19 protein-coding genes and 1 tRNA gene are annotated in these 18,823 nt (G+C 63.1%); 12 read left to right on the top strand and 8 right to left on the bottom strand.

Annotation, left to right across the window (positions count from 1 at the left end; genetic code table 11):
* Positions 1-130 precede the first annotated feature (130 nt).
* Positions 131-1,159: an AraC family transcriptional regulator GliR gene (gene gliR, locus FAS41_RS24615; RefSeq protein WP_138525984.1), complete on the top strand. Its 1,029-nt coding sequence runs from the start codon at positions 131-133 to the stop codon at positions 1,157-1,159.
* A 30-nt stretch (positions 1,160-1,189) separates the two neighbouring features.
* On the opposite strand, the gene FAS41_RS24610 is transcribed toward gliR, so the two are convergent.
* A complete protein-coding gene (locus tag FAS41_RS24610) occupies positions 1,190-2,404 on the bottom strand; it encodes a molybdopterin molybdotransferase MoeA (RefSeq protein WP_138525983.1) in 1,215 nt (404 codons plus the stop codon).
* Positions 2,401-2,940, bottom strand: a complete 540-nt coding sequence (moaB, locus tag FAS41_RS24605) for a molybdenum cofactor biosynthesis protein B (protein WP_081519428.1) — start codon at positions 2,938-2,940, stop codon at positions 2,401-2,403. Before moaB ends, FAS41_RS24610 begins: the two co-directional genes overlap by 4 nt.
* Before the next feature lie 70 nt (positions 2,941-3,010).
* Between moaB and mobA the strand changes: the two genes are divergently transcribed.
* The 3 genes from mobA (at position 3,011) to FAS41_RS24590 (ending at position 4,132) form a co-directional block, all read left to right on the top strand.
* Complete coding sequence (gene mobA / locus FAS41_RS24600; protein ID WP_138525982.1) at positions 3,011-3,598, top strand: molybdenum cofactor guanylyltransferase MobA; 588 nt, start codon at positions 3,011-3,013, stop codon at positions 3,596-3,598.
* A gap of 91 nt (positions 3,599-3,689) precedes the next feature.
* On the top strand, positions 3,690-3,911 hold the full coding sequence (locus FAS41_RS24595; RefSeq protein ID WP_081519426.1) for a YgdI/YgdR family lipoprotein: 222 nt from the start codon (positions 3,690-3,692) through the stop codon (positions 3,909-3,911).
* Between the two features lie 144 nt (positions 3,912-4,055).
* Positions 4,056-4,132: transfer RNA gene (locus FAS41_RS24590), tRNA-Pro, on the top strand.
* Positions 4,133-4,247: 115 nt separating this feature from the next.
* On the opposite strand, the gene FAS41_RS24585 is transcribed toward FAS41_RS24590, so the two are convergent.
* The 3 genes from FAS41_RS24585 to FAS41_RS24575 are packed head-to-tail and all read right to left on the bottom strand — an operon-like array spanning position 4,248 to position 6,000.
* Positions 4,248-5,123, bottom strand: coding sequence for an NAD(P)-dependent oxidoreductase (locus FAS41_RS24585; RefSeq protein WP_138525981.1), 876 nt, complete (start codon positions 5,121-5,123; stop codon positions 4,248-4,250).
* A gap of 51 nt (positions 5,124-5,174) precedes the next feature.
* Positions 5,175-5,414 (bottom strand): glutaredoxin family protein, encoded by a 240-nt coding sequence (locus FAS41_RS24580; protein ID WP_280055757.1) that lies wholly within the window; start codon positions 5,412-5,414, stop codon positions 5,175-5,177.
* 28 nt (positions 5,415-5,442) lie between these two features.
* Positions 5,443-6,000 carry a TetR/AcrR family transcriptional regulator gene (locus tag FAS41_RS24575; RefSeq protein WP_138525979.1) on the bottom strand — a complete coding sequence of 186 codons (558 nt, stop codon included), beginning with the start codon at positions 5,998-6,000 and terminating at the stop codon, positions 5,443-5,445.
* Between the two features lie 181 nt (positions 6,001-6,181).
* On the opposite strand from FAS41_RS24575, the gene FAS41_RS24570 reads away from it, so the two are divergent.
* From FAS41_RS24570 to FAS41_RS24560, 3 genes are all read left to right on the top strand, one after another.
* A complete protein-coding gene (locus FAS41_RS24570; RefSeq protein WP_138525978.1) occupies positions 6,182-6,778 on the top strand; it encodes a glutathione S-transferase family protein in 597 nt (198 codons plus the stop codon).
* A gap of 82 nt (positions 6,779-6,860) precedes the next feature.
* A complete protein-coding gene (locus tag FAS41_RS24565; protein ID WP_138525977.1) occupies positions 6,861-7,727 on the top strand; it encodes an MBL fold metallo-hydrolase in 867 nt (288 codons plus the stop codon).
* A 177-nt stretch (positions 7,728-7,904) separates the two neighbouring features.
* Positions 7,905-9,176: an OprD family porin gene (locus tag FAS41_RS24560; RefSeq protein ID WP_138525976.1), complete on the top strand. Its 1,272-nt coding sequence runs from the start codon at positions 7,905-7,907 to the stop codon at positions 9,174-9,176.
* A gap of 65 nt (positions 9,177-9,241) precedes the next feature.
* Here the strand turns inward: FAS41_RS24560 and FAS41_RS24555 are convergent, their stop codons facing one another.
* Entirely contained in the window at positions 9,242-10,450 is a 1,209-nt protein-coding gene (locus tag FAS41_RS24555) for an ammonium transporter (protein ID WP_138525975.1), read from the bottom strand.
* A 404-nt stretch (positions 10,451-10,854) separates the two neighbouring features.
* Here FAS41_RS24555 and FAS41_RS24550 point away from each other — a divergent pair, with 404 nt between their 5' ends.
* The 5 genes from FAS41_RS24550 (at position 10,855) to FAS41_RS24530 (ending at position 14,559) form a co-directional block, all read left to right on the top strand.
* A complete protein-coding gene (locus FAS41_RS24550) occupies positions 10,855-11,172 on the top strand; it encodes an ElaB/YgaM/YqjD family protein (protein ID WP_045211754.1) in 318 nt (105 codons plus the stop codon).
* Positions 11,173-11,175: 3 nt separating this feature from the next.
* On the top strand, positions 11,176-11,568 hold the full coding sequence (locus tag FAS41_RS24545) for a phage holin family protein (protein WP_138525974.1): 393 nt from the start codon (positions 11,176-11,178) through the stop codon (positions 11,566-11,568).
* Complete coding sequence (locus FAS41_RS24540; RefSeq protein WP_171049544.1) at positions 11,565-11,909, top strand: hypothetical protein; 345 nt, start codon at positions 11,565-11,567, stop codon at positions 11,907-11,909. The genes FAS41_RS24545 and FAS41_RS24540 overlap by 4 nt, the downstream gene beginning before the upstream one ends.
* A gap of 82 nt (positions 11,910-11,991) precedes the next feature.
* Entirely contained in the window at positions 11,992-13,158 is a 1,167-nt protein-coding gene (locus FAS41_RS24535) for an EAL domain-containing protein (RefSeq protein ID WP_138525973.1), read from the top strand.
* 69 nt (positions 13,159-13,227) lie between these two features.
* Positions 13,228-14,559, top strand: coding sequence for a deoxyguanosinetriphosphate triphosphohydrolase (locus FAS41_RS24530; RefSeq protein ID WP_138525972.1), 1,332 nt, complete (start codon positions 13,228-13,230; stop codon positions 14,557-14,559).
* A gap of 13 nt (positions 14,560-14,572) precedes the next feature.
* On the opposite strand, the gene FAS41_RS24525 is transcribed toward FAS41_RS24530, so the two are convergent.
* Positions 14,573-18,217 (bottom strand): transporter substrate-binding domain-containing protein, encoded by a 3,645-nt coding sequence (locus FAS41_RS24525; protein ID WP_138525971.1) that lies wholly within the window; start codon positions 18,215-18,217, stop codon positions 14,573-14,575.
* Between the two features lie 8 nt (positions 18,218-18,225).
* Positions 18,226-18,823 (bottom strand): response regulator transcription factor (locus FAS41_RS24520; RefSeq protein WP_246084933.1); only part of this gene is annotated, 598 nt, incomplete at its 5' end.

Genomic DNA, 18,823 nt, shown 5'->3' with positions numbered 1-18,823 from the left:
TCTGCAATTTCGATTGCTATTTCGGTGCCGCTTGATGGCTGCCTATACTAGCCAGCCGCCCTGCCCTGTCACTGTCGGATCAAGACAGGCGCAGTTGCCGATCGAGACACCCAGAACAAGAACTCACGCCATGCATTCCCTCGGCTACACATCCGTCCCTGCACTGCTGAAGTACCTGCGCCACGCCGAATCGCTCGGCATGGACCTGGACGTCGCCCTTCAGGCAGCGGGCCTGGAGCGTTCGCAACTGAGCGACAACAGCCAGCGCCTGCCCAGTGAAGCCCACGAGCGCCTGCTGCAACACCTGAGTGCGCATTCCGGCGATCCGCTGTTCGGCCTGCACTCCGCACGCTTCGTGCAGCCGGGCTCGTGGAGCGTGCTCGGCTACATCACCATGAACTGCGCCAACCTGGGCGAAGCCATGGGCCGCATCATTCCCTACGAGAAGCTCGTCGGCGACATGGGCGTCAGCCGTCTGGAGCCTGGCGCGGACCACATCAAGCTGATCTGGAACTGTCGCCACGAGGCTGCGCAGATCCGCCGGCACATGGTGGAAAACGTGCTGGCGTCCTGGCTGCTCTATGCGCGCTGGATCGCCGACACCAATGGCTCGCCCCAGGAGGTCTGGTTCGAGCACGCGCAGCCCGAAGGCACCGACGTCACCGAGTACGAGCAGCTGTTTGGCTGCCCGGTGCGTTTCGAGCAGCCCTTCAGCGCCCTGCTGGTCCCCCTGCAGTTGCTGAGCTATCCGTTGCGTCAGGCTGACGCCAACCTGCTGCGCACCCTGGAAGAACACGCCCTGGCGCTGATGGCCGAGCTGGACGACGACGAGCCGCTGCCACTGAGGGTAAAGAACGCCCTGCGCCTGCTGCTCAAGGATGGCCTGCCGCGCAAGGAGCGCGTCGCCGAGCGCTTCGACATGACCGTGCGCACCCTGCAGCGCCACCTGCAGCAGGCGGGCACCAGCTACCAGCAGATCCTCGACGAACTGCGTCAGGAACTGGCCGAGCACTATCTGGTTCACAGCGACCTGCCGATCCAGGACATCGCCCAGTACCTGGGCTTCACCGAGTCGCGCTCGTTCCATCGCAGCTTCAAGGGCTGGACCGACCAGACGCCCGGCGAGTACCGCCAGCAGCATAAAAAAACGCCGGTCTGAGACCGGCGTTCTTCATTGTGCTCCCAACACTCAGTCCAGCAGTTCGCTGAGCGGAATGAAGGTCAACCAATCGCCTTCAGCCAGGGTCGTCCCCTCGCGCACTTCCGCCAGTCCTTCGGCCCAGGCTGCGCTGCGCAGCACACCAGAACTCTGGTTGGCATAGGGCACTGCGCGGCCATTCTCCAGGCGCGCACGCAGGTACTCGCGGCGGTTGCCCGGCTTGGTCCAGTTGAATCCGGCGGGCACCTGCAAGCGCAGCGGCTCGACCTTCTGCATGCCGAGACGGTGCATCAGGTAGGGCCGCGCCAGTAGCGCGAAAGTCACCAGGGTGGACGCGGGATTACCCGGCAGGCCGATCACCGGCACCTGCTGGTAATGGCCAACGGTCAGCGGTTTGCCCGGCTTGATCGCCAGCTTCCACAACGCCAGCTCGCCCGCTTCGCGCAGGGCCGCACCGAGGAAGTCCGCCTCGCCGACCGACACGCCGCCAGTGGAAAGAATCAGGTCGACATTCGAAAGACCGGCCAGCGCGGCGCGGGTGCGCTCCAGGTCATCCGGGAGAATGCCGGCGTCCACCACGTCGCAACCAAAACGTTGCAGCCAGGTGCGCAGCAGATGGCGGTTACTGTTGTAGATCTGCCCGGGTGCCAGTGGCTGGCCCGGCTCCACCAGCTCATCGCCGGTGGACAGCAGCGCTACGCGCGGACGGCGGCGCACAGTCAGTTCGGCATGGCCGAGGGAGGCGGCCAGCCCGATCTCGATCGGCCCCAGCCGCGTGCCCGCCGGCAACACACAGTCGCCCTTGCGGGTTTCCTGGCCCTGCGGGCGCACGTGCTGCCCCACCTCGAGCGCTTCGAGGAAACGTACGCGGCCGTCTTCCAGGACCTCGACGTTCTCCTGCATCTCGACGCAATCGGCGCCTTCGGGTATCGGTGCGCCAGTGAAGATGCGCACGCAAGTGCCCGGCAACAGCGGCTCGCCCGCCTGCCCGGCGAAGATTTTCTGACTGACCGGCAACGCCTCGCCCTGCCAGTCGGCCTGGCTCAACGCATAGCCGTCCATCGCGCTGTTCGGCCAAGGCGGCAGGTCCAGCCCGGCGAGCAGCGGCTCGGCCAGTACGCGGCCATCTGCCTCGCTCAGCGGAAGAGTTTCGATATCGAGGATCGGGGACTGCTCCGCCAGGGTCAGCAGGCGTGCCAGGGCGTCCTCGACCGGCAGCAGCCCCGGCTTGTCGCAGCAGCTCATCCGCGGCTCTCGCAGGGCGCCGCCTTCTTCAGGTGCGGCACGAAGTTGCACGGACGATGGCTGGCGTCCAGCTGTTCGCCGAGGATGCCATCCCAGGCGGTGCGGCAGGCATTGGTGGAACCCGGCAGGCAGCAGACCAGGGTGCCGTTGGACAGGCCGGCCAGCGCGCGGGACTGCACGGTGGAGGTGCCGATGTCGGCCACGGAAATCTGCCGGAACAGCTCACCGAAACCGTCCACTACCTTGTCCAGCAGGCAGGTTACCGCCTCCGGAGTACTGTCGCGGCCAGTGAAACCGGTGCCGCCGGTCACCAGCACGACCTGCACTTCGTCCTCGGCGATCCAGGTCGCTACCTGGGCACGGATGCGATAGAGGTCATCCTTGAGCAGGACGCGAGCGGCCAGGTTATGGCCGGCGGCCTTCAGGCGGTCGACGAACAGCTGGCCGGAGGTGTCGGTTTCCAGGGTGCGGGTGTCGCTGACGGTGAGAACGGCAATGTTCAGCGGGACGAATGGCTGCTCGGCCTTGTGGCTCATGATGAGGGCCCTTGCTTGTGAGGTTGGAATGCGCGGTGTTATATCACAGGCCCGCCCCGGAGACCCTGACATGCCACAAGCCCCGCTGCCCTCCTGTTCCGTCCTGATTCTCGCCGGAGGACGCGGCCAGCGCATGGGCGGCCAGGACAAGGGCCTGCTGGAATGGCAGGGCCGCCCGCTGGTGAGCTACGCCGCCGCCCTCGCCCGCCCGTTCAGCGACGACCTGATCATCTCCTGCAACCGTAACGCGGACCTCTACGCCGGCTTCGCCGACCGTCTGGTGCAGGACGACAGCACGGACTTCCCCGGTCCGCTGGCCGGCATTCGCGCAGGCCTGGCCAGTGCACGCCACACCCACCTGCTGGTACTGCCCTGCGATGCGCCGCGCCTGGATGCCGACCTGCTGGAGCGCCTGCTACGCGCATCCGCCGCCGCGCCGGACCTCGTGCACATGCTGCGCTGCGGCACGCAGTGGGAGCCGTTGTTCAGCATCATCCCGGTGGCAATGCGGGCACAGATAGAAGCTGCCTGGAACCAGGGCGATCGCAGCCCGCGCCATGTGTTCTCGAACTTGGGCCTGCAGGCCGTGGATTGCCCGGCCGATGACCCGCGCCTGGCCAATCTGAATACCCCGGAGCTGCTCTATCACGCCCGATAGCGACACAGGCGAATATTTTCCGGGAACTATGCTGCAAAGCTTCCGGTCAGACTTTTCGTACTTTTATGTTCGCTCATCAGGAGATTCACCCATGAACAAACGGATGCTTCCCGCCTTCCTGCTCGCCCTGGGCTTTAGCGTGCTCGCTGGTTGCTCCACCCCGTCCGTCATCACCCTGAACGATGGACGCGAGATTCAGTCGGTCGACAAACCCAAGTACGACGAAGAATCCGGCTTCTATGAGTTCGAACAGCTGGATGGCAAAACCGCCCGCGTGAACAAGGATCAGGTACGGACCGTCAAGGACCTCTGATTCTCCCGGTGGTACGAACGCCCCACAGGCCCTGATCGGTCTGCGGGGCGTTCGTGTATTCAGGGGGCCTGGAAATTTTTTTCAAAAATTTTTAGCTAACCCCTTGTGCATCAAATGTTTTTCGGTAGAATGCGCGCCATCAAACGGAGCGTAGCGCAGCTTGGTAGCGCGTCTCGTTCGGGACGAGAAGGTCGCTGGTTCGAATCCAGTCGCTCCGACCAAATCCCGAAAAACCCGCCTAACGGCGGGTTTTTTATTGCCTGCAATTTTCCTCGGACGAAGAATTCACAGGCATGAAAAAGCCCGTCCTGTTGGACGGGCTTTTTCATGGGCGAATCAGAGCTGCCCGGACTTGCGCAGCGCAACCTGCGACAGGGCGCTCCAGTCCAGCTCGCCGTCACCGTGGGCGATGGCTTCGAGAAGATTGTCACGCAGGACGCTGGCAAGCGGCAGCGGCACGCGTTGCTCATGCCCGGCCGACAGCGCCAGGCCGACATCCTTGAGCCCCAACACCAGGCGGAAGCCAGCCGGATCGAAGCGCTGCTCAGCGATCTGCGCGCCGTAGTTGCGGTAGACCGGCGCGTTGAACAGGGTGTTACCCATGATCTCCATGAACTCGCCCGGCGCCACGCCGTAGGTCTTCACCAGCGCGGCACTCTCCCCCATCGCCTCGATGGCACTGGCGATCATGAAGTTGCCGGCGATCTTCACGGCGACGGCGCGCAGCGGGTCGTCACCCAGCGGCCAGGTCTTCTGCCCCAGCACATCGAGCACCGGCTGCGCCTTGGCGATGGCCGCCTCGGGGCCAGCCACCAGGATATTCAGTTTGCCGGCGGCGGCGACATCGGTGCGACCGAATACCGGCGCGGCAACGAACTCGACGCCCTGCTCGCGGTGCAGCTCGACCAGCTCACCCACGAAGGCAGTGGACAGCGTGGCCATGCTCAGGTGTACCAGCCCGGCCTTGGCCGAAGCCAGGGCGCCGCTGTCGAGCAGCACGGCACGGGTAGAGGCATCGTCGGCCAGCATGGAAATCACCAACTCGACATCGAACGCCTGCACGGGTGTGACGGCGGCGATGGCTCCCAGCTCTACCAATGGCTCGGCGGCGCCGGGCGAGCGATTCCACACAACGATTTGGTGGCCGGCCTTGATGAGGTTGGCAGCCATGGCAGCACCCATGCCGCCCAATCCGAGAAATCCGATCTTCATTGCAATGCGCCTCGCATCGGTTGATTGAGGAGGGGAAAGCCGCCGAAGGCATCAGCGGCTGAGGAAGACAGCGACCTGCTCGGCGTCGAAGGGCCAGTTGAGCTCAGCACCGGAATCACAGCGGCGCAGGACGGGAATGGTCAGGCCGTATTGCTCGACCCATTCCTCGCGGTCGGCGATGTCCACCAGTTCGACCAGCAGGCCGTGCTCGACGAAGGGCATCAGCACGGCTTCGGCCACTTCGCAGAGGTGGCAGCCAAGGGTGCCGAAGAGTTGGCATTCCGGAGGCATGGAGGGCTCCTGAGTGGATGACATGAATTCAGACTCCAGCGTGCTTGAGCAGCGTGTCTGCCACGGCGCGGGCTTCTCGCCCTTGCTGCGCCGGCCCCTGCATGTGGGCCATCACCAGCACGCCTTCGAGCAGGTATTGCAGCTGGCGGGCCAGGGCTTCCGGCTCCGTCGCCCCCAATCGCGATAGCTGGGCTGCGAAGAAGCGGCCGAGAAAGGCCTTGTGCTCGGCGGCCTGCTGGTGGATGGGATGCTCGCGGTCGTGGAACTCGCCGGCGGCGTGGATAAAGGCGCAGCCGCAGAAGTCCGGGCCATTGAGCACTTCCTGCAGGCCGTCGAAGACCGCCAGGATCGCCTCGCGCGGTGCGAGGATGCGTTCGGCCGCTTCCACGCGCTCGACCATGCGGGCATGACGCTCTTCCAGCGCCGCCATGATCAGCTCGTCCTTGGACTTGAAGTGCTTGTACAGCGTCATCTTCGCGACGCCCGACTCGGCAAGGATTCGGTCGATACCGGTGGCGTGATAGCCCTCACGGTAGAAGAGATCCTGGGCGGTGGTGAGCAGCAGCTCGCGTTTGCTGGATGCCATGGCATTACCTCCTGACCGGACATTATGCGCGAGGCTCGGCGCTCGTGGGGAGCCGGACCACTGTCGACGGCGACAATGCGGATGCCGATTGGTGGACGGTCAATTCGCTTGAACTATACAGACCTGTCTGTCTAATATCTATCTCGTCGTCCCCACAACAACATCGCAAAGGACTCCCGCCATGAAACTCCACGACGTCCCGCTTTCCGGCAACTGCTACAAGGTTCGCCTGTTCCTCGGGCTCATTGGCCAGAAAGCCGAGCTGCTGCCGGTGGACCTGATGGGCGGTGCGCACAAACGCCCCGCCTTCCTGGCGATCAACCCGCGCGGCCAGGTGCCAGCACTGGAAGATGGCGAACTGCGCCTGGGCGATTCCCATGCCATCCTCGCCTACCTCGCCCGGCAGTACGCCGAGCCGCACTGGTACCCGCAGGACGCCGTTACCCAGGGGCGCATCGCCAACTGGCTGAGCTTCTCGGCCAACGAGGTGCAGCACGGACTGGCGATGGCGCGGGTGATCCAGTTGTTCAAACGTCCTGGTGACCTGGCTGCCGCTCAGGCCAAGGGGCGTCATGCGCTGGAACTGCTGGACGCCACGCTGGCCGACCACCGCTGGCTGGCGCAAACGGACAAGCCGAGCATCGCCGACATTGCCGTCTACCCCTACGTCACCCTGGCGACGGAAGGAGGCCTGGAGCCATCCGGCTATCCCTATGTGCAGGACTGGCTGGCCCGTGTGCGCGCCCTGCCCGGCTACGTCGCGCAACCCGCCTTCTGACTCTTTTCTGATTCTCTTGTAATTGACCGCGCCGCCGCCCATACGGCGGCGCTCCCTTGCGCTCCACGAACAGGAAATTCCGATGCGTCTGCCACCCCTGTTGCTGGCCGGGCTGCTCGCCCTTGCCTGCCTGAACGTCCAGGCTGCCGGCCTGCGCTTTTCGCTGATCCGCACTTCCGGTGTCACGACCCTGGATGCATTTACCGTGGCCGGAGGCGGCTGGACGCAAAAGGTCCCACTCAACCATACCGCCGTGCTGATCCAGCACCACGCCGCGACCCTGCTGTTCGACACCGGCCTGGGAAGTCAGGCGGACGCACAGTTCAAGCAGGACATGCCCTGGTGGGACAAGCCGCTGTTCCAGTACGAAGGGCTGAAACCGGTGCGCGAGCAACTACAGGGAAGCGGCATCCGCCTCGATCGGATCATCCTGTCCCATGCCCACTGGGATCACGCCTCGGGCCTCGCGGATTTCCCCGACGTGCCGGTCTGGGCGACCTACGAGGAAATCAATTACGCCCACATCGCCCGGCCACCGGCCGTGTTTCCCAGCCAGTTCCGCCATCCGGTGATGTGGACGCCCTTCCAGTTCGAGTCCGGCCCTTTCCTGGGCTACGACCGCAGCCTCGACCTGTTCGGCGACGGCAGCCTGGTGCTGGTACCGATGCGTGGTCACACGCCTGGCTCGGTCGGCTTGTTCATTACCCTCGAAGATGGCCGGCGCTTCTTCTTCAGCGGCGACACCACCTGGCGCCTGTCCGGCTTCACCGGTCCCCGCGAGAAGTTCTGGGTCAGCCGCAAGCTGGTAGACAGCGACCGTGACCAGACCCTGGCCGAAGTGGCCCGCGTGCACGAACTGATGCTTGCCTATCCAAACCTCACCGTGGTGCCCGCCCATGACGCCCAGGTGCAGGACAAACTGGGCTACTACCCCCACTGGATTCAGTGAAAGCCACGCCAGTCGCCGCCCAGCGCTTCAATAGCCAGCTCACTAATCAGCGACTAAGGTCTAAGGGTCGTCAACATTCGGTAATGATTTAGTAGATAGGCTGTAACAGATTGACATGCCGACCCTGATCCAGTCGGCATCATCAAACTGCCCCAAGCGCTCGAGGAGACAATAACAATGAGCAAGACCCCGATCGCCCGTGCCGTGGCTTTGGCCACGCTGGGTACCAGCTTGACCGTTCCGACCATTGCCCATGCCGACTTCATCAAGGACAGCAAGGCCACCGTCGAACTGCGCAACTTCTACTTCAACCGCGACTTCCGCCAGGACAGCCCGGCCCCTACCCAGAACAAGGCCGAGGAATGGGCCCAGGGCTTCATCCTCAAGTACGAATCGGGCTATACCGACGGCACTATCGGTGTCGGCGTCGACGCCCTGGGCACCCTGGGCCTGAAACTCGATTCCTCGCCTGACCGCAGCGGCACAGGCCTGCTACAGCGCTCGCGCAGTGACGGCCGCGCCGAAGACAGCTACGGCGACCTGGGCGTTACCGCCAAACTGCGTGCATCCAAGACCACCCTGAAGGGCGGCACCTTGATGCCGAAAATGCCGGTGGTGCAGTTCAACGATACCCGCCTGCTGCCGCAGACCTTCAGCGGCTTCGCCCTGAACTCCGCGGAGCTGGACGGCCTGACCGTCGATGGCGGCCGCCTCTACCAGGTGAACCAGCGTGACTCCTCCGACTACGAGGACATGACCATCACCGGCGGTGGCAAGCGCAACATCAAGTTGGGCGATGCCACCACGAGCAACAAATTCCTGTTCGGCGGCCTCACCTACAAGTGGACCGACAGCCTCAGCACCAGCTACCACTACGGCGGCCTGGAAGACATCTACAAACAGCACTACCTGGGCCTGATCCACGTGCTGCCGATCGCCGACAAGCAGTCGCTGAAGTCCGATATCCGCTGGGCCAAGTCCGATGACGACGGCGGCAGCAACGTCGACAACAAGGCGCTCAACGCCATGTTCACCTATGCCCTGGGCTACCACGCCTTCGGCGTCGGCTACCAGAAGATGAGCGGCGACACCGGCTTCGCCTACATCAACGGCACCGACCCCTACCTGGTGAACTACATCCAGATTGGCGACTTCGCCAACAAGGACGAGAAATCCTGGCAGGCTCGCTACGACTACAACTTCGCCGGCCTCGGCATCCCCGGCCTGACCTTCATGACCCGCTACGTGAAAGGTGACAACATCGACCTGATCACCACCGACGGCGAAGGCAAGGAATGGGAACGCGACACCGACATCGCCTATGTCTTCCAGGACGGCCCGCTGAAGAACCTCGGCGTGAAGTGGCGTAACGCGACCATGCGCACCAACTACACCAACGATTACGACGAGAACCGTCTGATCGTCAGCTACACCATGCCGCTCTGGTAACCCTCACGGCGTGACGAAAAAGCCCGGCATCTGCCGGGCTTTTTCTTTGCTTCACGTTGGACGATTCAGTCCTGGCTGAGCGCACCGATCTTGTGGATCGACAAGTCGGCGCCGTAGTACTCCTCTTCCTTCGTCAGGCGGATGCCCACCGCCGACTTCACCAGGCCGTACACCAGCAGGCCGCCGGCGAACGCCACCACCACACCGAGCAAAGTCCCGATCACCTGGCTGGCCAGACTGACACCGCCCAGCCCTCCCAGCGCCTGCTGGCCAAAGATACCGCAGGCGATGCCGCCCCAGGCACCGCACAGGCCGTGCAGTGGCCAGACACCCAACACGTCGTCGATCTTCCAGCGCACCTGGGTCGCGGTGAACGCCCAGACAAACAGCGCGCCCGCCACCATGCCGGTAGCCAAGGCTCCGATAGGGTGCATCAGGTCGGAGCCGGCGCAAATCGCCACCAGCCCAGCCAACGGGCCGTTGTGCAGGAATCCCGGATCATTGCGACCGACCAGCAGCGACGCCACAGTGCCGCCAACCATAGCCAGCAATGAGTTCACCGCCACCAACCCGCTCGCCCCTGCCAGCGACTGGGCACTCATCACGTTGAAGCCGAACCAGCCGACAATGAGAATCCACGACCCCGCCGCCAGGAACGGAATGTTCGACGGCGCGAAAGCGACCAGTCGGCCCTCGCGATAACGACCATTGCGCTGCCCCAGCAGGACCACCGCCGCCAGCGCCAGCCAACCGCCAAAAGCGTGCACCACCACGGAACCGGCGAAATCATGGAAGGCCGCGCCGAACTCGGCCTTCAACCAATCCTGGAAGCCGAAGTTGCCATTCCAGATCAGCCCCTCGAAGAACGGATAAACGAAGGCCACGATCAGCGCCGTGGCGCACAACTGCGGGCCGAAGCGGGCCCGCTCGGCGATACCGCCGGAAATGATCGCGGGAATCGCTGCGGCGAAGGTCAGCAGAAAGAAGAACTTCACCAGCGCGTAGCCGTTTTCGTTCGCCAGCGTCGCCGCCGGCTGCAGGAAAGTGACGCCATAGGCGATCCAGTAGCCGATGAAGAAGTAGGCCAGGGTCGAGATGGCGAAGTCCGAGAGGATCTTCGACAGGGCATTCACCTGGTTCTTCAGGCGCACCGTACCCACTTCCAGGAAGGCGAAGCCCGCGTGCATGGCCAACACCATGACCGCGCCCATCAGGAGGAACAGCGTATTGGAGCCGTGGACCAGCGTCTCTACGGCACTATTGAGGTTTTCCATCGCTACAGGCAGCCCCGGAGGTCAAGGGGAAAGCACCAAAACGGCTCGCGGCGACCCTGCGTCGCACCACGCTGAAGCAATGGCGCACCACGGAGGAGCCGAGTGCTGAACCAGAATGACCCACGAGCCATCCGACCAGCTTCGCAATTTCTTGTACTTCCTTATGTTTTTCAGTGAGTTGAGCTCATATTCCCGAGCGCTTCAGGCACCGGGAACGCCCCGCCGTGGGGCGCTCTGCTCTCCATGCGCACCAGAGAAATGCAAGCGGCATACCACCAGTGAAACCATCAGCGACTAGGCTTCAACTCGCACACGAGAGCGGCCCCAGCTCGAATTTATGAGAAACTTTCTTCCGCCCCCGGGGCTCGAAAACTAGGAACCTCAACCCGCACAAGGAGCATCACATGCCTCGCAAGACCGCAGTGAACGCCGCCAAGGATGAACTCCTGGCCGAATTCCAGGCCCTCGTCAGCGACACCGAGAAACTCCTGCAGAGCTCGGCCGACCTGGCCGGCGCCGAAGCCGACCAGATGCGCGCGCAGATCCATGAGAGCCTCAAGCGCGCCCGCGATGCCATCTATTCCACCAAGGACTCCGTGCGCGACCAGGGCAAAGCTGCCGTGGACGCCACCGAAGACTATGTCGGCGATCACCCATGGCAGGCCGTGGGTATCGCCGCCGGTGTCGGCTTCCTGCTCGGCCTGCTGGTCAGCCGGCGCTGATCCATGAGCGACGGAATGGACGCCGCGCCGAAGACTTCGGCCAACTCCCCTTCCCCGCGGCGCTTCGGCGCCGCGGTTCTGGGCCTGCTGCACGGGCACGTCGAACTGCTCGGCATCGAGTTGCAGGAGCAGAAGACCCGCACCGTGCAGATGCTGCTGATGGCCGGCCTCGCGCTGGTCTTCGCCCTGCTGCTGCTAGTCGCCCTGTCGGTGCTGGTGCTGATCCTGTTCTGGGACAGTTACCGCCTGCAGGCCGCCATCGGGCTCTGCCTCTTCTACGTCGGCGGCAGCCTGTTCTGCGCCTGGCGCTTGCACATGCTGGTCAGCGACGAGAGCTCGCCGTTCAGCGCCACCCTCGAAGAACTGGCCCGCGACCGGGAGCGACTGTTGCCATGAGCGAAATGCCCGATGCCCGCAACCTGACCCGAGCCGAACTGCGCAAGGCTATCGTCCTCCTGCGCATGGAAATGCAGCGCCAGCAGATTCGCCAGGAGGGCGAATTGTTGCTGCAACCTCTGAAGCAGGCTCGTAATGTAGGCCAGAGCGTACGCGGCAGCCTGGGCGGCAGTCTCCCGCTCTGGGGCGCCGGCGGCGCCGCAGCCCTGGCGTTGCTGTTCGGCCGCAAGCGCCGCTGGATACGACTGCTGCGCGTAGGCATCGCCCTCGTCCCGATCATCCTGCAGATGCGCAGCAAGCCCGAGCCCCAGGACCCTCCCGCTCCCTCGACACACCTCTGACGTCTAGACTGGCCACATTCTTGCTAAGTGAGAGTGAGCTGCGCTTGAGCGCTTCCCTGTCACGCCACTAAGGATGTGTCCCTTGATCGACGGGCAACCCATCGCCTGCTTCCAGCCCTTCATCGACACCGCGACCGGCCTGATCGCCGGTGTCGAAGCACTGGGCCGGCTGCGCCAGGAAAACGGCGACCTGCAATCGGTCGGCCCGTTGTTCTTCAACCCAAGAGTCGGCCTGGCCGAATTGCGCCGTCTCGACCGACAGATCCGCGACGCTGCCCTCGCTCGCATCCACGAAGCACCCAAGGACTGGTTCCTCAGCCTTAATATTTCGCCGCGCTGGATCAGCCGCCTGCGCCCGAACCAACCGCTGCCCAGCCTCAAGCAACTGCAGCAGCAAGGCGTACCACCGGAGCGCGTGGTCTTCGAAATCACCGAACTGGGCGGCGCCCATCAGCGCCTGCCGGAAGTGGTGGCGCGCTACCGCGAAGCTGGCGCGCGGATCGCCATCGACGACTTCGGTGCCGGCTACTCGCAGCTGGACCGCGTACTGGCGCTACAGCCGGACATCCTCAAGCTGGACATGCGCCTTTTCCAGGAAGCCGCCCGCGGCGGCCCGAGCGGTGAAGTGGTGAAAGCCCTGGCGCAGATGGCGGAGAAGACCGGCTGCTGGATCATCGCCGAGGGTGTGGAAACCGAGGAGGAGATGGACTTCGCCCTGGAGTGCGGCGCGCGCTACGTGCAGGGCTTTCTGTTCGCCAAGCCAGCTCTGGAATTCCCTGCCAGCGACGCCTTCCGCGAAGCCTTTGCCCTGCGCCGCGACCAGTATGTGCGTCGCAAGCTGCAGGAGCGTTCCAACCTCATCCAGCTGCGCCAGCAACTCTCCGAACTGATGAACATGCTGCGCCCCTGGGCAGAAGGCGGCGCCATGCTCAGCAGCCTGCCGCCGGCGCCGGAATCCTTCAGCCGCCTGCTGCGCATCTACCAGTGCGACCGCCACGGCACCCAGACTTCGCCGAACCTGGAATGGAACGGTCTGTTCTGGAAGGAGAACCGTCGCTACCTGGGACACAACTGGTCCTGGCGCCCCTACTTCTACCAGTTGCTCGCCGAAGGCTGGGAAGAACGCCGCCTGACACTCTCCAACACCTATCGCGACGCCACCACCAACCAGTACTGCATGACGGCAGGCCAGTTCATCGACCAGGGTCGACGTCTTCTGCTCATCGATATCGACGCCGAAGGCCTCTAGCGCCGCGATTGAGATTGCCAGCGCGAACAGCTAGCGTTGCCGGTAACTCTCTCGATTGCGGAAAGAAGAATGGATTGGCACACCCTGCTCCCCCGGGAGCGCCTCGGCAAACCGGTGCACAGCAGCGCCGAGCTCGGCCGCAGCGCCTTCCACAAGGACCACGACCGCATCATCTTCTCCGGTGCCTTCCGCCGCCTGGGGCGCAAGACCCAGGTGCACCCGGTGTCGAGCAATGACCACATTCATACTCGCCTGACCCATTCACTGGAGGTTGGCTGCGTCGGCCGCTCACTGGGCATGCGCGTTGGCGAGATCATTCGTGACCGCCTGCCGGAATGGTGCGATCCGTCGGACATGGGCGTGATCGTGCAGTCTGCCTGCCTCGCCCACGACATCGGCAACCCGCCCTTTGGCCACTCCGGCGAAGACGCCATCCGCCACTGGTTTCAGCAGGCTGCCGGGCGCGGCTGGCTGGATGGCATGAGCGAGGAAGAACGCTCCGACTTTCTGCACTTCGAAGGCAACGCCCAGGGCTTTCGCGTGCTCACCCAGCTCGAGTACCACCAGTTCGACGGCGGCACGCGCCTGACCTATGCCACCCTCGGCACTTACCTGAAGTACCCCTGGACGGCTCGCCACGCCGACTCCCTCGGCTACAAGAAGCACAAGTTCGGCTGCTACCGCAGCGAGCTTCCACTGCTCGAGCAGATCACCCAGAAACTGGGCATGCCGCAACTGGAAGACGAGCGTTGGGCACGTCACCCGCTGGTCTACCTGATGGAGGCGGCGGACGACATCTGCTACGGCCTGATCGACCTGGAAGACGGCGTGGAAATGGAGCTGTTGGACTACAGCGAAGTCGAAGCGCTGCTGCTCGACCTGGTCGGCGACGACCTGCCGGAAACCTACCGCCAGCTCGGCCCGAAGGACTCGCGCCGGCGCAAGCTGGCAATCCTGCGCGGCAAGGCCATCGAGCACCTGACCAACGCCGCCGCTCGTGCCTTCGTCGAACAGGAAAAGGCCCTGCTCGCGGGAAGCCTGCAAGGCGACCTGGTAGAACACATGCATGGCCCGGCCAAGCGCTGCGTGCAACGCGCCAAAGCGATGGCGAGGGAGAAGATCTTCCAGGACAAGCGCAAGACCCTGCACGAGATCGGCGCCTATACCACCCTGGAAATCCTGCTGAACTCCTTCTGTGGCGCTGTACTGGAACAGCACCGCCAGTCTTCGCCGTCGTTCAAGAACCAGCGGATCCTCGACTTGCTGAGTCACTACGCGCCGGACCCGAGTTGGACACTCTATCGGTCCTTCCTGCGCGTAACAGACTTCATCGCCGGGATGACCGACAGCTATGCCACCGAGATGGCGCGCGAAATGACCGGCCGCTCCAGCCCGAGCTGAACGGCCGTGCAGGCTAGGCGGCCAGCTTGCGCAATTGCTGCAGCAGATCATCCTGCAAGGTCGCCATCGCCTGCTCTACGGCCAACGCTCGGTTGCGCAATTCCTTGCTGTCGAGACCGTCCTTGCAGCCACCTTCGAGCTTGCTGCACAGGTCCTGAAGCATGCCAGCATTGACCAGGCGTGCGGCCCCCTTCATGCGGTGGGCCAGATCGGCCAGTTGCTTCCAGTCACCTGCCTCCCAGAGTGGGCGAACCTGATCGATATCGATCCGGTTGCTGCTGTGCAACTCCTCCAGGAGGCGGCGGATCAGACCAGGATTTCCGCCGGTCATCTCCCTCAGTGACTTCAGATCGAACTCGTCACCCTGTTTTTCTTCCACAGCAACCGAGTCGTCAGGAGTAACTGAAATCTTCGGTACGGCGTCCAACCTTACCCGCAGGTTATCCAGGCCAATGGGTTTGAACAGGCAATCGTCCATACCAGCTCGCCGACAGTTCTCTATCTCGTCGGGCTGTGCGTTGGCGGTGAACCCGAAGATCACGCAGTGTTCAGCCTCCATCTCTTCCTCGAGATCGCGAATACGCCGAGCGAGACCATAGCCGTTGAGCACAGGCATATTGCAGTCGGTGATGACCAGATCGAAATCCCCCGGATGCCACAACTGCAATGCCTGGGAGCCGTCGGAGGCCACCTCGACCTGATGCCCCAGGTGCTCCAGTTGCTGGGTCAACAGCAACCGGTTGGCCACATGGTCATCGACCACCAGGACCTTCAGCGAATGGGAAGTCCTCGGGACCACCTCCGCCCGCCCAACGTCACATTCGGGCAGGCTTTCCAAGGTCTGCAGCAACAGGCGCACCGTGACCGTGGTGCCCTCGCCGGGCCGGCTTTCCATGCGTACAGTCCCGCCCATCATCTCCGCCAGCTTACGGCAGATGGTGAGCCCCAGGCCCGTGCCGCCTCGACTGGCAGCACCACTCCGGGCAACTTGACTGAAAGGCTCGAACAACTGGCGCTGTTCATCCTCGGAAATGCCGATCCCGCTGTCCTGCACACTCACCTCGAGCGCCAGTCGCTCACCGGCGACACGCTCGCCATAGACGCGAATCCTCACCTGGCCGGCGTCCGTGAACTTGATGGCGTTGCTGACCAGGTTCGACAGTATCTGCTTGAACCGCAGGGGATCGATCAACACATCGCAGGCGGTCTCCGCCTCGATTTCCATCCTGAGCTCCAGGGACTTTTGCCGTGCCAGCCCATCGAACACGCGCGCAACGGACTCCACCAACTCGCGCAGGTGGGCGCGCTCCGGCATCAGCGTCAGACGTCCGGACTCGATCTTGGCCACGTCCAGGATGTCGCCGATCAGCGTCAACAGGGAGCGAGCCGAATCGTAGGCCACTTCGACCGGCTCTCGCTCCCAGTGCCCCTGATCCGAGCGGGTCAGTGCCAACTCCAACATGCCGATCACGGCGTTCATCGGTGTGCGGATTTCATGGCTCATGGTGGCGAGGAAAGTGCTCTTCGCACGGTTGGCTTCCTCTGCCTGCTCCTTCGCAGCCTCCAACTGGTGGTGCAGCCGTTCACGTTCGGTGACATCGATCCAGCCCGTCACGACACCAGAGATATCCCCACTCGGGCCACGGTACGGCGTAGCCCAGTAATAGATTTCCCGAACCTCGCTTCGAAGCTGCAGTATCAGGTCGGAAGCCACCTTTGAGTCCTGCTCCATGGCCTGTTGATGAATCTGCTGCAGCACTTGCGCATCGGCTGCCTGCAACCAGGGACAGTCGACAACCCGTGAACCGTCTGCCGACTCGCGAGGCATCCCGGTCTCCTTGATGAAACCGATATTGCAGGTGACCAGGCGTCCATCACGATCACGTACTGCCACAGGCTGAGGAATGCCATCGATCAAAGCACGCTTGAATTCGAGACGGTAGCTGAGCTCTTTCTCCGAATCCCGACGACGACGCATCTTGCGCCACAACCACCCGTTCCACAGCAGCACGACAAGCAGCGTCAACGCTGCTGCCCAGGCGAGCTGGATGAATTGCTTGCGGTAGCCCTTCCAGATGCTGTCCGGCCTTTCCGCGCTGGCCGACCAACGCGCCGTGATATTGCTCAGATCCTCAGGCGAGATGGCCAGTAGCGCCTTGTTGAGAATGCTGAGCAGTTCCGGGTCTGCCTGTGACACCGCCAGCGAGAACTGTCCGGGCTCACGGTCCAGGGCCAGAGCGATCCTGAGGTCAGGGTAATAGCGGGAGATCAGGTAGTTGGCAGACGACAGCAGGTGAATGCCGGCGTCCACCTTCCCTTCACTGATCATGGAGAGATCGTCGATATTGTTCTCGACTTCCAACAGTTTTACCTGCGGATGGCGAGCACGCATGAAGTCCGCGATGACGGAACCTCGGGGAACAGCGACGCTGTGTCCGTCGAGATCGTCCAGGCTGTGCAGCCAGTCACTGCCTTCCGGCACCACGACCACGAAGGACGCGGTCATGTAAGGGCGTGTGAAACCCAGCCATTCCTCACGCTGCGCAGTCGGTGTAAGCGCGGCAATAACGTCGGCTTTTCCCGTACGTACCTGCTCCAGCATCGCCGTGACGCTTGGCTGCGGGCGCACATCGAACTCAACACCGGTGCGGCTCTGGATAAGTTCAAGCAGGTCGGCGGTGATACCTCGGAACTGGCCCTGGGCATCGAAGAAGGAAACGGGCGCCAAAGCCTGATCGATCACGACCCTCGGCCGCGGATGACGGTCCACCCAGCGCTGCTCCTGAGGCGTCAGGATGAGCCGCTGGCCAGCGATGGGACTGCTGCCGCCGGGACTCCAGCGACGCTGAATGGTAGTCTCGACCTGCCGAGGAATGGAGGCCAGGGTACGGTCGATGATCCCCAGCAACGTCCGGTCAGAAGCATTCAAGGCAAAGCTGAAACCCTGGCCATTGAAGCTGGCAAAGTTGAGGAGTTTCAGATTCGCCAGATATCCCTGGCTGATCAGGTACTGCGCACTGAATGCATCGCCAACGAACAGGTCTGCCTGACCGAAAGCCACCGCCTCCAAGGCCCGGCGCACTGACTGATAGCTTTGCACCGTGGAACCCGTGAGGTATTTATCGCGCTCCCCTGCCGGGTAGTAGTCACTGACTACCGCAATGCGCTTGCCAACGAACTGCTCGCTGCTTTCCAGGCGCGTGCTCGCCGGCCCGATGATGACCGGTTGATTGGAGAAGTACGGTACAGAGAGTACAACGCCTGGCCGTGCAGCCTCGTATCCCGTGGCACGGCTCAATAGATCGATATCTCCGCGCAACAACGCAGCCACGGCGGCATCTCGATCGGGGTAACGTCGTACTTCGACTCGAACATTGAGCGAGTCGGCAATGATTCCGACGACATCGGCGGTGATGCCTTCAAGGTCAGTGCCGCTGCCGGTGATATCAAACGGGGCGTAATCCGGCGCGGTCACGCCCACGCGCAGCACGCGTTTGTCTCTTAGCCATTGCCAGTTGGAATCGCTAAGTTGCACCCTGACTGGCTCGTCGGCCGAACGAGCCAGCAGGTTGATCGAGGCCCAATCGTGCTGCTCCGCCATCACCCATCCGCAGCAGATGAGTAGCAACACACTGACGAAAAAGCGGAAGCGGCACATCCAACACCTCAGACCAGCGCGTTCCGCTTGGCAAATTCGATCAAGTCAACCAGCGAATGGGCATTGAGCTTCAGCAGCAGGCGGGTCTTGTAGGTGCTGACCGTCTTGTTGCTGATGAACATCTGTTCGGAGATTTCCTTGTTCGAATAACCGTTCGCGAGGTACTGGAGCACGGCCATCTCGCGATCGGACAGCCGCTGGATGAGTTCCTGATCATCCATCTGCCCGTTATTGCGACGCGTCTGGCGCACGGCCGTACTGGGGAAGTAGTTGTAGCCGGCGACCACCGCATTGACCGCACTGATCAGCTCGGACAGCCCCCCTTGCTTGCAGACAAAGCCTGAAGCCCCCGCCTGCATGCAGCGCATGGCGAACAACGAGGCGCTCTGCCCGGTCAACACCAGCACCTTGAGCGGCAACTCGAAGGCGGAAATACGGCTGATCACCTCCAGGCCATCAAGGCGGGGAATACCGATATCCAGAACGACCAGGTCGGGAATCAGGTCCTTGACAAGCGAAAGCGCGTCCACGCCATTGTCGGTTTCACCAACGATGACATGACCTTCCTTTTCCAGCAGCACACGCATCGCCATGCGAATGACTGGA

The organism is Pseudomonas nicosulfuronedens (genome assembly GCF_005877905.1).
GTDB classification, from domain to species: Bacteria; Pseudomonadota; Gammaproteobacteria; order Pseudomonadales; family Pseudomonadaceae; genus Pseudomonas; species Pseudomonas nicosulfuronedens.
The sequence above is the reverse complement of the archived record's forward strand: the minus strand, read 5'-3'. Positions and strand labels throughout refer to the sequence as shown.